At 39.0% G+C, this 14273-nt stretch carries 10 protein-coding genes; 9 read left to right on the top strand and 1 reads right to left on the bottom strand.

Annotated features, from left to right (window positions below):
* Positions 1-59 precede the first annotated feature (59 nt).
* The 8 genes from F0249_RS18100 to F0249_RS18135 all read left to right on the top strand — a co-directional run bounded on the left by F0249_RS18100 (position 60) and on the right by F0249_RS18135 (position 10625).
* On the top strand, positions 60-617 hold the full coding sequence (locus tag F0249_RS18100) for a cupredoxin family protein (protein WP_017051893.1): 558 nt from the start codon (positions 60-62) through the stop codon (positions 615-617).
* Between the two features lie 344 nt (positions 618-961).
* The gene (locus tag F0249_RS18105) at positions 962-3622 is read left to right on the top strand and encodes a TIM-barrel domain-containing protein (protein WP_171757403.1); all 2661 of its coding nucleotides are present in this window, start codon (positions 962-964) and stop codon (positions 3620-3622) included.
* Positions 3623-3854: 232 nt separating this feature from the next.
* A complete protein-coding gene (locus F0249_RS18110) occupies positions 3855-4559 on the top strand; it encodes a response regulator (RefSeq protein WP_017051895.1) in 705 nt (234 codons plus the stop codon).
* A 33-nt stretch (positions 4560-4592) separates the two neighbouring features.
* Positions 4593-5882 (top strand): ATP-binding protein, encoded by a 1290-nt coding sequence (locus tag F0249_RS18115; RefSeq protein ID WP_171757404.1) that lies wholly within the window; start codon positions 4593-4595, stop codon positions 5880-5882.
* Positions 5883-6055: 173 nt separating this feature from the next.
* Complete coding sequence (locus F0249_RS18120; RefSeq protein ID WP_136995303.1) at positions 6056-6448, top strand: glycine zipper family protein; 393 nt, start codon at positions 6056-6058, stop codon at positions 6446-6448.
* 158 nt (positions 6449-6606) lie between these two features.
* Positions 6607-6963: a diacylglycerol kinase gene (locus tag F0249_RS18125; RefSeq protein WP_113799692.1), complete on the top strand. Its 357-nt coding sequence runs from the start codon at positions 6607-6609 to the stop codon at positions 6961-6963.
* 17 nt (positions 6964-6980) lie between these two features.
* A complete protein-coding gene (locus F0249_RS18130; RefSeq protein WP_171757405.1) occupies positions 6981-8630 on the top strand; it encodes a phosphoethanolamine transferase in 1650 nt (549 codons plus the stop codon).
* A 21-nt stretch (positions 8631-8651) separates the two neighbouring features.
* Positions 8652-10625, top strand: a complete 1974-nt coding sequence (locus F0249_RS18135) for an LTA synthase family protein (protein WP_171757406.1) — start codon at positions 8652-8654, stop codon at positions 10623-10625.
* 106 nt (positions 10626-10731) lie between these two features.
* On the opposite strand, the gene F0249_RS18140 is transcribed toward F0249_RS18135, so the two are convergent.
* Entirely contained in the window at positions 10732-11901 is a 1170-nt protein-coding gene (locus tag F0249_RS18140) for an HD-GYP domain-containing protein (protein WP_171757407.1), read from the bottom strand.
* 390 nt (positions 11902-12291) lie between these two features.
* Between F0249_RS18140 and F0249_RS20140 the strand changes: the two genes are divergently transcribed.
* On the top strand, positions 12292-14055 hold the full coding sequence (locus F0249_RS20140; protein WP_216599656.1) for a hypothetical protein: 1764 nt from the start codon (positions 12292-12294) through the stop codon (positions 14053-14055).
* Positions 14056-14273 lie beyond the last annotated feature (218 nt).

The following is a 14273-nucleotide window of genomic DNA, read 5'->3' on the forward strand; positions in this document are numbered from 1 at the left end:
TTCTGCCCCTCTCTACATAGAAAATCAAAAAGATTAGATGAGTTATTAAGGAAAATCGCATGAAAAAGACTCTACTAGCAGCACTGCTTACGATCACAACAACATACGCATTGGCTGATACTGACCACTCTACAATGGATCACGGAGCCATGAACCACGAAGAAATGAACAGTACCAAAGTGAACAGTACCGAGATGAACCACAGCAAGATGGACCATTCGATGATGAATATGGAAGGTATGTCAGAAGTGGGTATGCCAGCAAAAGGAGCAAAACCAGACAAAGTTGTTCATGTTCTACTCAACGATGATATGACGATTAAGTTTAAGAAAGAGGTGAAGATACAACCAAATGATGTGGTTCAGTTTGTTGTGATGAACCTTGGTAAGCAAGATCATGAATTTTCGATTGGTTCAGCGAAAGAGCAGTTAGCACATCGTAAGATGATGAAGTCTATGCCGCATCATAACCATGATTCGGGCAGTACCGTTACAGTCAAACCTGGCAAAGCAAAACAGTTACTCTGGCACTTTCATGGGGATAGCAATGTTGAATTTGCATGTAATATTCCTGAACATGCAGAGCAAGGGATGGTGAAAAAGATAACGCTACTTTAATATCGAAGGCAGCACGTTCTGCCTTTTATTCTTAACAAATGAGTGAGCATTTGGTATTCATGCTCACTCATTTTTTCTGCGCACCAGAACACTATCAATTCGCCTTGAGATCAATATCAGTCGTAAAGTCACATATTTAACATCTATAAATTCTCTGTTTCTTGCTCGAAATTCTGATAACTCGTTATGTTGCACCAGAGGTATAGCTTTTATCTATATCTTGTTTAAGTTTGGCTATTTTTCAGCGGTGAACACTTTTATTACTATGGGATAAAGTTTCAAGGACTCTATTACAACATTCCTCTTAAGTGAATGTGTTTTAAAATCAATCTCTAGGTGATGTTGTGCTTATCAAAAAACTACCCGTTAATATCCTAACCGCATGTATTCTTAGTGGCTTAAGCGGCCATGCATTGGCGTCTGCGCCTCAATCCTTTCATTTCTCTGGTCAAGATACCTACAAGGTGACGGCTGTTGATGTTTTTCGTCTTAGAAAAGACTTCCCAGAAGAGAATGTGACTAAGGCACTGAGGCCTATTTTTGGTGAAGTGTTTTATACAGAAGATACGTTCAAATCCGCGCTCTCTACGCAGTTAGATAGCGCGACTGTCGAGAAAATATACTCGAACATCAAAGCGAGAGCGACGCAAAAGAGTAAGCAGTTGTCTATTTTTGTTCATTCAGATAATGCTCTACAAATCACCTACCAAGACGCTGATGAAAAGGCATCGTTTAAACACTCAGATCTGATTGATCTATCGAAATTTAAAGCACCATCAAAGGTTAAGAAAACGAAACACGGCTTTAATACGCCAGCCTTGGATGTGTCTGTTGATGAGCAAACCTTATGTATTTCGGTGGAAAATCAGAAAGATAACCAATTAAGTGAAATTTGCCCGGACACAAACACCGCCTTTACCGTTTCAGCGGATGAGCAGTATCGACTTAATGGTTTAGGGCAAGAGTTTCAGAACCCAGGCATTGTCGACTCTAGTTGGAATGGCAAAGTGAGACACTCCAATAACCGTATGGAAGGGTTTAATGGCGGTGGAACAGGCAATACCATGTTCCCAATTTTATATGCATCATCACCAAATCAAACGGATTTTGCCGTCTATTTAGACAATATGTACTCAACACAGTGGGATTTCAGCCAGTCCCCGTGGAAAATTAAGTCTGCGCAAGGCGATGTGAACTTATTCTATTTCGCAGCCGAGAATCTCCCTGAATTGCGCCAGTCCTATATGTCGATGGTTGGTAACCCACTTGTTCCACCAAGAAAGATGTTTGGTATGTGGTTATCGGAGTACGGCTTTGATAATTGGAAAGAGATGGACAGCAAGCTTGAAACGTTAGCGTCAAATGAATTTCCGATCGATGGCGTCGTGATGGATTTGCAGTGGTTTGGGAATGTTCAGCCTTACGATCCAATGAGCCATATGGGCACTTTGACTTGGGATGAAGATAATTTTCCAAAACCGAAACAGAAAATTGCTCAGTTAAAAGACGACGGCATTGGCATGATGTTGATTGAAGAGTCATACGTGAGCCGTGATCTCGAAGAGCATAGCATAATGGAAGAGTCTGGATTCTTAGCCAGAGACCCTAAAACAGGTAAAGCGATCAATACCAACTCAGACGGCGGTGGCTACTGGTGGGGTAAAGGCGGAATGATTGACTGGACCAATAAAGAGGCGGGTATTAAGTGGCATGATTGGAAACGCCAACCGCTGATTGATATGGGCGTAATTGGTCATTGGACGGATCTTGGCGAGCCCGAAATGTACAATAGCAATGGTATTTATGCTGGCGACCAAGGACACAATGAAATACACAATATTTTCAATTACAAATGGTTAGAAAGTATATACCAAGGCTATCAGCGTAATGATGTCAGCCAGCGTCCGTTCATGATGTCACGTTCAGGTTCGCCAGGTATTCAACGTTTTGGTGCTTCAATGTGGTCGGGTGATATTGGTTCGAATCTTACCAGCTTGTCGGTTCAACTGGGTATGCAGACCAATATGATGTTATCGGGTATGGATTATTATGGTTCAGATATCGGTGGTTTCCATCGCGCGGGTTTAGGTGTGCCGAGTAAGGATAAAGACGCAGCGCTAGCTGAAACCTACACACAGTGGTTCGCATACAGTTCATTGTTTTACGTGCCTGTTCGTCCGCACACTGAGAACTTATGTAATTGTAAAGAAACAGCGCCGGACAGAGTCGGTGATCTAGAGAGTAATAAGTCGAACCTAGAACTGAGGTATCAGCTAATTCCTTATATTTACTCAAATGCTCATACGGCACATTTAACCAACGCTCCTGTGTTCCCAAGTCTTGGTTTTGAGTTCGGAAACGATCCAAAAGCAGTAACGCTAAGCAATCACAAAATGATGGGAGAATCATTACTCAGTGTTGCTGTAGCAAAATTAGGCCAAAAAAATGTGGATGTGTATTTACCGAAAGGGAAGTGGTTTGATTTTAGAACAGGCGAATCATTTAGCAGTGATACGGGCATCGAGTTGAAAGAACAACCGCTCTATTCTGAGCTGAAAGGTGAAGCACTGTTCCAACTACCACTTTACGCGAAAGAGGGGGCCATTGTGCCATTTAACCCTGCTGCTAGCGGTAAGTTAACCAGTGACGTTCCTGAAACTATAGCGCTGAAAGTATTTGGTTTACCTCAACACAGTGAATTTACACTCTATGAAGATGATGGCGTCACTAACGAGTATTTGGATGGTGATTTAAGACGTACATTAATCAAACTAGATACGAAAAAATCTGAGGCAAAACTGACGCTCACGACGAGTGGGACTTATAAAGGCGCTCCTCAATTAAGACCAATATTGGTTGAGTGGCAACTTGATGGGCTCTCAGCAACAAAAGTCGAATTGAACGGTGAAAAAATCACATCATGGAAAATGCAGGGGAATACACTTGAACTGGCTATTGATGCTCAAAATGTATCGCATCAACAAACCATAATCGTGAGCTATTAGCTCATCGCTTAACTGATAATTACTTTCTCTTAAAGAGGCATCATTTTGGTGCCTCTTTTTTTGTAAGTAACGTATTGAACTTATTGATACTTCGGTTTTCTAAATATGCGATATTTATGGTTGCAGCCGCAATTTATAAATACATATGACCTGAAATTCTATAACATTGTAATCATGTGTCAGGCGAACTCTGACAATTCATAATCGCTAGTTGAAGTACAGAGAATCAATTATGTCCGTTCAAAAACTCGTTATCGTTGAAGATGATTTAAAACTTCAGTCAATGCTCAATGATTACTTTTTAAAACAAGGGTTTAACGTAATTACTGTGGGGGATGGAAACGAAGCCCCGCAGGTTATCCTCAATGAAAATCCAGATCTTGTGTTACTCGATCTCATGTTGCCTGGCCAAGATGGACTGACAATTTGTAGACAGATCAGAAATGACTATCGAGGTAAGATTTTGATGCTTACTGCAAGTGATGATGATTTTGATCATGTGGCAGCTCTAGAGACTGGAATGGATGATTTTGTGAGTAAACCGGTCAAGCCAAGGGTTCTCTTAGCTCGTATCCGTATGTTGTTACGTAGGGCAGAGAGTACTTCTGTAGTCGAAAACAAGAATGAATTACATTTTGGACAACTGAAGTTAAATAAAGCGCATCGTAGTTGTGAACTTGGTGCTCAGAACATCGTGATGACAGACAGCGAATTTGACCTGCTACTTTTACTCGCATCATCAGCGGAAGAGGTGTTGTCTCGGGATGTGCTCACTAAGTTACTAAGAGGCATCGAGTATGATGGTATTGATCGAACCGTCGATAATAAGATCGTCGCTCTAAGAAAAAAGCTGGGTGATGTCAGCGTGCCACCAAAGAAAATCATCACTGTTCGCGGTAAAGGGTATCTGTTTATCCCTGATGCATGGGAAAACTAGATTCGATAATGACGGTTATATGGTAGGGGTGAGATGCGAAGAATATATTTAGAGTCATTCTTTGGGCTTATATTACTTTTTTTTATGAGTTTAGTGGGCTATGAAATCGTTATTTATCAAATTAATACTGATTACGATTATATTTTACAAGAGTACGAAGCTGAGGCTTACCTAGACACCATTGATACAATATCTGATGGGCAAGGAAAAGAAGCTGCGTTAGAAGCCCTGCATAACTTCACCAGTAAAACACGCCAAATACTAACCACTATACCTTCAGGTAGTGAGTCAAAAGAAGTTCGAGATGGAATCGCTGCTCATGTGGATCAGCGATTTTATTATGATGATGAACGCATTTTATGGTTTACGATAAACAATAGTAATGACATCTATACAATGGATGTTGATGCTGATGCTCCGTTAATTCGGAAAATAGATTTTGATGACAATATCGTTTGGATATTTTTTATTTTTGGATTTGCTCTTTATTGTGTGCTTCTTATCTGGTTTTTAAGTCGCAGAATACGTGAATTAGAAAGAGTCACCTTGGCTTTTGCTGATGGTGATTTTAATGCGCGAGCACCTTTAAAAGGTTCAAAAAAAGTTGGAACTTTAAATCAAAGCTTTAACCACATGGCTGATAAAATTTCAGGTTTGATTACCAGTAACCGAGCGTTAACTAATGCGGTTGCACATGAGCTAAGAACCCCTATTTTTAGAGTGCAGTGGCAGGCTGAAATATTATCTGATACGAATTTGGATAAAGAACAGCAGACGACGATTGCAAGCATCATTGAAGATACAGAAGAGATGGAGACGATGGTTGATGAACTTCTGTATTATGCTCGTGTCGAGAGGCCAGATACAGATTTAAATCTACAGTCGATTTCAATCAATGAATGGATAACAGATCAAATTATTCGTTGGAGGAAAGATACAAAGATCAATATTAAGTCGGATTTGTTTGCGGCCGAAACTTACCTTACAGCAGACTCACATCTACTGAAAAGAGCGTTGGACAATTTAGTTAGAAATGGCTGTAAATTCGCACAGCAGAACATACATCTTGTTCTATCAAAAGATGAGGGCTATATCTGTATTGAAGTTCATGATGACGGTGAAGGAGTCAATGAGAAGCACTGGCCATATTTGTTTGATGCATTTTATAGTGCAGATTCAGCTCGAAACAAAAAGAAATCAGGGCATGGTTTAGGGCTGGCGATAGTCAAGCAAATTACCGATCGTCATCGCGGAAACGTGAGCATTTCCCATAGTTATTTAGGCGGAGCTTGTTTTGTTATAAAAATACCGAACGATGTTTGATTAATCTTTATAGTCAGATAATTAACGGTGTTCTATAAAAATATAGCGGTGCATTTGCACCGCTTTTTTTGTGTCTGACAGAGTATGACAAAAGCGAGACAAATTAGGACAGTCATATCCAATAAAACGCTGTACATTTACGTTACTTTAAATTTAATCAATAAGGTACCGTTATGAAAAAAATTATCTGGTTACTCGCAGTGACAAGCACTCTATCAGCGTGCGCTTACAACCAAAAACCTGTCGTAGATATGACAGGTGTCGATGCAAATCAATATGACCAAGATTTTAAGTATTGCCAGTCTTACGCAGAGCAAGTTGATAAAGCAGAAGCGGCTAAAACGGAAGCGAAGAATAGCGCAGTGACAGGAGCAGTAGTGGGTGCTCTTGTCGGTGTACTTGAAGATGGTGTCGGTGGGGCAGCTGTTGGTGCCGTTGCCGGAGGTGCTGTTGGTGCCGGAGCAGGAGCAGCAACCGGAGCAAATGATGCGACCGCAGTGCAAAGCAAAGTGTTGAGACGTTGTTTAGTGAAGAAAGGATACACCGTATATGATGCGGAAGATTAAGCAACTAATTTAATAATATTGAATTGAATTTAGGAATCGATGGACTATATTTTTCCCTAATTTATAAAAAGTAAGAGGAAATAACTCAGTTGTACACATAAAATTCACGCGTACAAGATTAGTATGACCTCGAAATGATTTTCATATTTGGATGTATTATGAAACCAGGTAAAACCGGAATTGCTAGAATATATGATGCAACCGGATATTCAATGAAAGGTTTAAAAGCGGCATGGATAAATGAAGCCGCATTCCGACAAGAAGTGGTGCTTTGCTTTTTATTAACAATAGCTACATTTGTTTTTACAATTACTGACGTAGAAAGGGTTGTATTAATTGGTAGCTTAGTTTTAATCCTATTAGCCGAATTACTTAACTCTGCAATTGAAGCTGTGGTTGACAGAATTGGGTCTGAATGGCACGAGTTGAGTGGTCGAGCAAAAGATATCGGCTCAGCCGCAGTATTTGTTTCGCTTGTTTTTGCCGCTTTAACATGGGCTATTATCCTGCTTTAATCTCTATTGGTAATAAAATGAATTATTTAATTATGCCTCTCTTTAAAAGAAAGGTTTCATATACTTGTGTCACCTTTATACTCGCTTTGTATTTTGCGGTAGTGGTTAATATCCCTGTTTACAGCGAGCTTAGTTCAATATTGAATGATATCAATGGCGTTAAAGTCGGGTTTGTAATATCAATCCCAATTTTCTTTTTGGCAGCATTAAATCTAATTTTCAATCTGTTTAGTTGGCCGATGATTACAAAGCCATTTTTTGTAATAGTCTTAATTTTATCTAGTGTCGTAAGTTATGCGGGTTATAACTATGGGACTCTGTTTGACTATAATATGATCGCAAACGTTATAGAAACAGATACCAGTGAAGCTGGCTCCTATTTGAGTGTTTACTCAGTTGTGTGGACTCTCTTAATGGGTGTAGTGCCCGCTTTAATGCTAATGATGACGAAGCTGAGTGCGAACCAAAATATTATCAAAATGGTTTTATCTAAACTCGGTTCGATGCTAGCTTCCGTTATAGTGATTGCTTTAATTGCAATGATGTATTATCAAGATTATGCATCAGTAGGCAGAAATAATAGCGCACTTAAAAAAGCAATCATTCCAACTCAGTTTATATACAGCGCGACAGGTTTTATTAAGGATAAATACCTCACAACACCACTTAAATATAAATATATAGGGACTGATGCAAAACAAAGTGATGAAGCACTGCAGGATTCAAAATCTAAGCCCACTCTGCTTGTATTTGTGGTCGGCGAAACTGCTCGTTCACAAAATTATGAATTAAACGGTTACTCTAAACCTACGAATGCGTTTACTCGCGATTTAGATGTGGTTTCATTTCAAAATGTTAGCTCTTGTGGAACCGCAACCGCCGTTTCTGTTCCATGTATGTTCTCTTCATTAACTCGAAATAATTTCGACCGTAAGGTTGCCGATAATCAAGATAACTTACTCGATATTTTAAATAGAGCGAAGGTGTCAGTGCTTTGGAAAGAGAATGATGGAGGGGATAAAAATGTCGCCGAACGCATTACAAAAAAAGTGGTAGATCGTAGTAAAGTGAATGAACTCTGTGATGGGAGTACATGCTATGACATGGCTCTGTTGGAAGGCTTTGAGCAAGATGTCGAGTCATTAGATGGTAATAGAATGATTGCATTGCACTTAATTGGCAGTCATGGACCAACGTATTATAAGCGCTACCCTAAAGAGGCGAGGAAATTCTTACCCGATTGCCCACGAAGCGATATTGAGAACTGCAGCGTTGAAGAGATAGTTAACACATATGACAATACGATTCTTTACACTGACTATGTCATCAGCCAAGCGATACAAAAGCTAAAAGATCTGAATGATAAATATAATACCGCGCTGGTATATATTTCTGACCATGGTGAATCTCTTGGAGAAAACGGTATGTTCTTACATGGAATGCCGTATGGATTAGCTCCAGAATATCAAACCAAAGTTCCCCTGATGCTTTGGATGTCTGATGGTTTCAAGCAGACTAAAAAGATCAACACTTCGTGTATTAAAGGTGAAGCGAGCAGTAACAAGTATTCTCAGGATAATATATTTCATTCTATTCTTGGTGTAATGGATGTAAATACTAATATCTATAATGAAAACATGGATATATTCAACTCCTGCAGAAGTTAACTTATTATTCAAGGGTGTAGTATGAAAAAGTTTGGTTTTTATGGATTGAAACCAGTAGTGATGTTTAGTGCCTTAACTTTACTAATATTAACTACAAGTCGATTTTTGCTTTCTCTATGGCTCAATGAAAGAGTGACAGACTCTTCGGGCTGGTTTTTTATTCTATTACAAGGTGTAAGAATTGATATAGCTAGTATATGCTGGTTTTTTTTAATTCCGGCATTGCTTGCGGCTCTTCTACCTACAGAAAAAGCTGTAGGTAGAGTATGGGTTTGTGTTCAGAGAATTTGGCTCGTAATAGGGCTTTGGATCTTTGTTTATATGGAACTTGCTACCGTTCCATTTATCCTAGAATACGACTTAAGGCCAAATAGGTTATTCATTGAATACTTAGTTTATCCAAAAGAAGTTTTTGGAATGCTCTTTACTGGCTATAAAACAGAATTATTTATTGGGCTAGTTGGGTCGTTAATAACTTTTTATTATGGTTGGAAATTTAGTGGTTATGCGACGAAAAACATTACCATGCCAAAGTTACATATAAGAATCATTATGGCGGTTTTAGTTGTACTTGTTGGTGTTGGGGGAGCTCGTTCATCTCTCGGTCATCGTCCAATAAACCCTGCAGCGGTGTCTTTCTCTACCGATCCATTAATGAATGATTTAGTTTTGAATTCTGCGTACTCGGTCATTTTCGCCTTAAAAAATATGGGCTCAGAAAAAAATGCAACCTCTATGTATGGCATGATGGCTAAGGATAGAATAGTAGACTTAGTGAGAAAATCTTCAGCTATATCTGGACGTTTTTTGAATGAAACTACAACATTAAATTATAATTCATCGAGTTATGAAGGGCCAAAAAAAAATTTGGTTATCTTGTTGCAAGAAAGCTTGGGGGCGAGATTTGTCGGTGGATTGGGTGGCTTACCTTTAACCCCTAATTTGGATGTATTAATTAAGGAAGGTTGGAGTTTTAACCAGATGTACGCAACCGGTACTCGCTCTGTTAGAGGTATTGAAGCGATGACAACGGGGTTTCCGCCAACGCCATCTCGTGCAGTCGTTAAGCTAAGCAAAAGCCAGAATGGATTTTTTAATATAGCAGCTTTACTTTCTGATTATGGCTATATGACTCAATTCATATATGGTGGAGAAAGTCACTTTGATAATATGAAAAGCTTTTTTCTAGGTAATGGTTTTCAAAATATCGTTGATGAGAGTGATTATAAACAACCGATATTTACTGGTTCATGGGGGGTGTCTGATGAAGATTTGTACAACATGGCAGACCAACAATTTACGAAAATGAACAAGGAAGATAGACCTTTTTTCAGCTTAGTTTTCACTTCATCAAATCATAGTCCGTTTGAATACCCTGATGGGAAAATTGAGCAATACGATGCTGAGAAACATACTCGTAATAACACTGTTAAATATTCAGATTATGCACTTGGTAAGTTTTTCGAAAAAGCTAAACAATCTGAGTATTGGGATAATACGATTTTTGTGGTTATTGCTGACCATGATTCAAGAGTAAGCGCGACAGATTTGATTCCTGTCGACAGATTCCATATCCCAGCAGTGATCGTGGGGAAAGATATTCAACCACGAAATGATGATCGCTTGGCGAGCAATATAGATATGCCATCAACACTGATGTCTTTGATTGGAGTTTCATCAGTTTCACCTATGCTTGGACACGATTTAACGAAACCACTATTGAAAGAAGATGAACGAGCAATGATGCAGTTTGCGAATAACTTTGGTTATCTTACTAGAGACAATTTAGTTGTATTGACACCGGGTAATACACCTTATGCTTACTCATATGACTTCGGCACAAAAACTCAGCAACCGATGGAAGTTAATTCTGAAGTCATTGATATTGCAAAAGCTAACGCATTATGGGGGAGTTTGGCATACAATCAGAACCTATATACCATGCCAAAATCCTCTGAGATAAATAAGATTATATCTGAGTTTGAAAAACGATAATTATTAGTACTTAAGCAAATGTTATTAATAAATATTCGATAGTGTTTGATTTCATTAAAAATCGCTACAGCTAAGTATTTAGTTGTAGCGATTTTTATTATCAAGATTAAATTTTATTTGTGTTGATATGCTCAATCGCTTCACGGAAATTTAAGCCATATTCTTCCGCTCGAATGCATTTAACAATTTGTACATTTTCTTTTTCAGCTAGATCAACGCGAACCACATCACTGTATTTACGAGAGCTCAAGTCATAGAAGGTGTAGACTTTCGGCTTCGTTGAATCATCTATGTTGCGAGTGTCAACAATCGCAAGCTTGTCAGATGTTAATTCAACCATTGCACCAACAGGGTATGAGCCCACGCAATCAATGAATTTTTTAACTAACACTTCGTCTAGATCACCTTCAGCTGCCATTTTGCGCACAATAGTGAATGCTTTAGTATGAGTAAATCCTTGCTTATAGCAACGTGTTGCTGTTAATGCGTCAAATACGTCACAAATACCAATTATTCGGCCATTGAGTGGAATATCCTCTCCAGATAAACCGTATGGGTAGCCTTTACCATTGATTTTTTCATGGTGCAGAGCGGCAGTGCTTAACGCTAGTTTGGATAACCCTGGTGTTTTTTCTAACCTAGTGATTGAGTGGTCGATATGTTTTTTCATAATATCGAACTCTGGATGAGTTAACCGCGCTGGCTTGTGCAGAATATTGTCTGGAATATCAATTTTACCGACATCATGCAAAATTGCACCGACAGTCATGTGCTGAATAACTTCTTTCTTGAGATTGAGGTAACGAGCAAACATGGCCGTGAGAATAGCAACACCTAGCGAGTGCTCTAACAAATACTCATCTTTTTCACGAATATTCAGCATACAGCTGATAGCGTTAGGGTTTTTGAATAACATATCTATGGACTTATCAGTGGCTGCTTTCACAAGTTCCACATCAATTTGTAATCCGTTTTGTATGTTTTCAAAAACTTTCCTTTGTACAGATTTAGACTCGATAAAAAGCTCACTTGCTTCATCAAGATCTTCAAACGCACTCTTATGCTGCAAGTGTTTTATATGGTTTTCAGATTTAACGTATTTACGTTTTTCTGGATTAACCATGACACTTATTACGCCATTTTCTGCGAGCTTTTTAATGGTTGACTGTCTTTTTACCCAGTCGGGATCACGCAAACGCGAGTTACTTTTTTGTTGCGCGATTTCTACGATGTACATTCCAATTTCTAGATCGGATAAATTTACTTCCTGAAGCACCAGATTTGCTCCTTATTTATTCTTATAACTGGATAGAGCAATAATTCTACTATCTACCAAGATAGGGCAATTTTGCCCAGTAGTATTGGTATTAATTATATAAATTTTTAGTTATGTGCGAGCAATCTCGATATTGTATATAAGTTTCATCTAATGGAAAGTGCAAAAGCGCCTCACTAGCCGAATTTTTTGAACAAGTTACCCAAATATAGGGAACGAAGTTGATCCCTTGGCGTAATTATGAACATGAGCTGACGCTTTTCATTTGTGCTGTTGTGTATCACTTTGTATCAGTATGTCGTACTAAGTGTCATGCCCAGAATTACAGTATTGATGTTGTTAAAGTGATTTCAAGTAAACACATCGTTTCTCGAAATAGGGCTTATTGCAATGAATATAAAACTTGCGCTTTTAACCACAATGGTTGTTTCATCTCTTGTTGGTTGTAATTCAACATCTTCAACATCAACAGCGGTCTCTCCTAACTCCGGAGTATTTGAATCAAGCTGCTCAATTCCTATGGATGGTGATCAGCCTCTGTCATTCACAGTGGAAGGGGATATCGCAAAAGTGACTGGGGTTGTTTGTGACGGGACACCATCCGCATTTAGTAAGATGTTGGCAGCGAACTCCAATATAAAAACATTATCACTCATTAATATTGATGGCTCAGCGGACGATGATGCGAACCTACAGTTAGGCAGGCTTATTAGACAAAGTGGAGTTACAACGTCAATTGGGAAAACTGGGCATGTTGCGTCTGGTGGTACCGATCTGTTTCTCGCTGGAACAAAGAGAAGACTCGTAGAAGGTGCTAGAGTGGGAGTGCATTCGTGGAGTGATGGCGTTAATGATGGTGGGACCTTTCCTACATCAAGCCCTGTGCATAAGCCATACTTAGATTACTATCAAGAAATGGGGATTCCTGCGAGTTTCTATTGGTTTACGCTTAATGTCGCTGCGTCAGATGAGATGCACTATATGACCAGCAATGAGATTGAACAATATCAACTGATCACCAAAGTCGAAAACCTCGGGATTACTCCGGTTCCAGCTTCTCTTTCGGCAACGTATAGTCTGGCACTGAAATTTGACCGCTATACTTCGCTTGTTGCACCAAATGGAAAACCGATTCATATCGTGTCGCAAGATCAGATAACCGATAATCAAATCATCCGAGTACGCTCTGTGTTAAGCCATTATTTAACGGATTACACTTCATCTGAATTTGGGGATGATAAAACGGGTGTCATTAATAAGATGGCAGATAACGGTGCATTATTGATGTTGTTGAATGGCAGTGATGACGGAAGTAACTCAGCGTCAGAACTTGATGGTCAGCCTTTATACAAGAATGAAATCCAAGTTGAAGGGGGAGAGTGGTACATCAAACAAGACTATAATCACCGAGATGCGACATATGAAGAGATTCTGCACTTGGTTCATGATTACGGTATTGGTGTGGATCAAAACCAATCATTTGATGGTGTACTACCTGAGTATCAGGCCGAAATTCGAAGTGCTCAAGTTACAGCATTAACTCAGAGCATATGGGGACTTGGGGACGAAAATAAGGACTGGATCACGGAGCTAACCCAAGAAAATAGTCTCTCTCAAGAATATTTAGCCGCTGTTGTTGATTCGTATTATGGACTATGGGGGGCATGGAATTCGGATGCTTCAGGAAACGCTGCTTTGAATACAGCAGATAGCCAAAAAGGAATGTGGGGAATTTATTTGGCAAAGACTAGGGCGGAAATTCTGACAGAAGATCCTCTTGGTGCTGAACTAATGACTAAATTTTTCCACCCTTACATCACCTATAATGCTCGAATTGATGCGAGTTTTGATGGCACTTTCAGCTTGAAATATGATGTGTCAAAACCATACACGAATCATTCTCGTTATTTAAAAGATATTACCCTAACAGGTACCAATGATTCTAATGTGATCGTTAACCAACTCGATAATGTGATTACTGGTAACTCAGGAAATAATAGCGTTATATTTTCAGGAGTAGAAAGTGATTATACAATAACCAAAACTGACGCGAATCATTATGTTATCGAAGACAATCAAGCGGGAAGGGATGGCAAAGTGACGGTGAAAGATATTGAGATATTGAAGTTTTCAAATTCTGAACAAGAACTCTAAAGCTTAAATAGTAAAGTTTGAGCCCCTTTTTTACTGCGTTTTGGTGTTAAAATGTTCGTTGAGCTTGGTTTTTAACCATTTGAATCAAATCAATATAATTTATTGTTGACTCATTTTCTTAATCAGTTAAAGTACACCTCGTTCTCAGGGAGCAAAGCACAGTTAGCTTGTTGAGTAAAAGAATTTTACGAAAATTGGAATTGTCATTATTGACAGTG

This window comes from Vibrio sp. 03-59-1 (genome assembly GCF_013114135.1).
In the GTDB taxonomy this organism is placed as follows: Bacteria; Pseudomonadota; Gammaproteobacteria; order Enterobacterales; family Vibrionaceae; genus Vibrio; species Vibrio cortegadensis.

Excerpts from the sequence above, each read along its gene's own strand:
- F0249_RS18100 (WP_017051893.1), top strand. The coding sequence starts at position 60 with ATGAAAAAGACTCTACTAGCAGCACTGCTTACGATCACAACAACATAC.
- F0249_RS18110 (WP_017051895.1), top strand. The coding sequence starts at position 3,855 with ATGTCCGTTCAAAAACTCGTTATCGTTGAAGATGATTTAAAACTTCAG.
- F0249_RS18115 (WP_171757404.1), top strand. The coding sequence starts at position 4,593 with ATGCGAAGAATATATTTAGAGTCATTCTTTGGGCTTATATTACTTTTT.
- F0249_RS18120 (WP_136995303.1), top strand. The coding sequence starts at position 6,056 with ATGAAAAAAATTATCTGGTTACTCGCAGTGACAAGCACTCTATCAGCG.
- F0249_RS18125 (WP_113799692.1), top strand. The coding sequence starts at position 6,607 with ATGAAACCAGGTAAAACCGGAATTGCTAGAATATATGATGCAACCGGA.
- F0249_RS18130 (WP_171757405.1), top strand. The coding sequence starts at position 6,981 with ATGAATTATTTAATTATGCCTCTCTTTAAAAGAAAGGTTTCATATACT.
- F0249_RS18135 (WP_171757406.1), top strand. The coding sequence starts at position 8,652 with ATGAAAAAGTTTGGTTTTTATGGATTGAAACCAGTAGTGATGTTTAGT.
- F0249_RS20140 (WP_216599656.1), top strand. The coding sequence starts at position 12,292 with ATGAATATAAAACTTGCGCTTTTAACCACAATGGTTGTTTCATCTCTT.